The organism is Kitasatospora sp. NPDC002522, from assembly GCF_053595195.1.
This window is the reverse complement of the sequence record NZ_JBSFXE010000106.1, coordinates 1-2,073: the sequence shown is the minus strand read 5'-3', so window position 1 is coordinate 2,073 and position 2,073 is coordinate 1. Positions and strand designations below refer to the sequence as shown.

Annotated in this window: 1 protein-coding gene; it reads right to left on the bottom strand. The window is 69.9% G+C overall.

The window, feature by feature from the left end; translation table 11 throughout:
- Positions 1–2,073: hypothetical protein (locus ACWD4U_RS34670; RefSeq protein WP_363462288.1), on the bottom strand; the 2,073-nt coding region annotated here is incomplete at both ends.

Genomic DNA, 2,073 nt, shown 5'->3' with positions numbered 1-2,073 from the left:
GTCCAGCGCCTCACGGAACTGCACCTGCGACGACGCCGACAACGACCGATCCGTCACCCACACACCCGACGGAACGTCCCGAGAACGCACCACCGACGACACCGGAGCCACCGCCGACGGGAACTCCACCGAAATCATCGCCGACCGCTGCCGCTCCTCCGGCGTACCTCCCGGGGTGATCTCGGCGGGCAACTCGCCCCGCCCCACCGACTCCACCCGGATCAACGAATCCAGGTCCAGCTCCACCTTCGCGTCGGCCAGCTTCGCACCGATCTCGTCCACCAACAGCGCCCGCACCGACTTCGCCCGCTTCAACCCGGTCCACGCCGCCGTGAAACGCCCGTTGCCCCGCCCCGTCACCGTGACCACCGGCAGCTCCAGACCGGCGAGATGACGACGAATCAACTCCGGCGCGATCCGCTGACCCACCACCCGAACGGCCTCCGCCTCGCCAGCACTCAGCGACGTCACCTTGTGATCGAACGCCGCCACATACGAATCCATGGTCATCCCGCCGTTGCCCAACGCTTCCGGCGACAACTCGTTCGGATGGAAGGTCAAGAACTCGCCATACGCACCCGTCTCGGGGCGCACGTCGACACGGAGCTCCGGAGCGACAATCGCCTTGTTTGCTGGCGGCCTGCCGCCGAGCAGTCCAGTGATGGAGTTCGGGGCGTGAACCACCATCCCCGTCGCGTCCGCCACTTCCTGCGCCAGGGCGGCCGACTGGCAGGCCACCAGGGTGATCGACGGGACCTCGCCCTGCTGCTCCGCTCGGTTCAGCAGCGCGGCGATGCTTGGACGGCGGCGTAGAAGTCGCCCCAACTCCGTCCCGGAAACGGTGTCCGTGAAGTTGTCCACCGACTTCAGTGCGACGGCAGTCCTGGCGGCGTGCGCGATGAAGAAGTACGTGTGCTCACCCCACGGGACCGGACGGCGCACCGCCACCGGCCCCCTACTGTCTGCTACATAGGCTCGATCGCCGAGCGCGACAGCGTAGCTGAATTCGCGGGAGGCCCAGGAGGCGTCATCGTGGCTGCTCCGTCCGTGGATCGGGATGCCTTGCGCATCGATGATCGGACGCATCAGCACCATCCGGTCCGGCACAACGTCGCCGTCCAGCGTGGTCACGCTTCCGGACTGCCGCGGGCCCGGGTCGACCCCGCCCCTGGACGGAGGGTCGATCCGCACGATCTGCCCGCGCGGACCGGGCTTGTCGCCGCCCACCGTCGCGGGCGCCTCCAGCGCGAACGACCAGCCGCCGTGCTCGGCAGTGTCCATTGCGATGCGGTTCGTCGGGGCGTACACCACCCGGTCCGTCACCGCCGCGATCCTCCGCACCAGCTCCAGGTCCGACCGCGCCGCGTTGGTCGCCGCCAGGAACACCGGCACATCCGGAGGCAGGGCCTTGAGCTGCGGGTCCGCCGCGACCAGTTCTGCGAACTGATCGAACGTCAACTCGTGGTCGCCGCCGTGCTCGGCGGCCACCCGCACCCCGTCCGAGCGCTTGAACGTCATCACGACGTACGGCGCGCTCCCACCGCGCCACGGCACCGGCATCCGGCCCAGCTCCTGCACCACGCGGTCGGGGTCGGCGGCGTCCATCATGACGTGTCGGTAGGTCGGCAGATCGGCCTTGAAGCCCACCAGCTCCGACGGTCCCCCGACCGGCTCGAATGCGTCGAACTCCCGCGTCGCGAGGTAGGCGCGTCCCGTCACCGCGCTTCCCGGGCCCTCGCTCAGCGGCCGGCTCTCCACCCGCACATCCGACCCCGGCACCACGGACAGGTCACGACCCTGACGACCCGCCCCCGCGCTGAACGGCACCGGGTCGCCGAACTTCGCCGCCCCCTCCAACGGGGTCAACCCGGCCGCGGTGTCGGCGGACTCGAAGCCCTCCGGCAGGTCACCCTCGATGGTCCCGTCGGCCGTCAACCGGTAGCCGGCGACGTCATCCTGCACCGCCGTGTGCCGCGAATCGCCACTGTCCGTGAACCTGCGCCACTTCGAGTCCCCACCCACCACGACCACCGGCTTGCCATCGGCCCGCAGCCCCACCTGCTCCGCAACCAC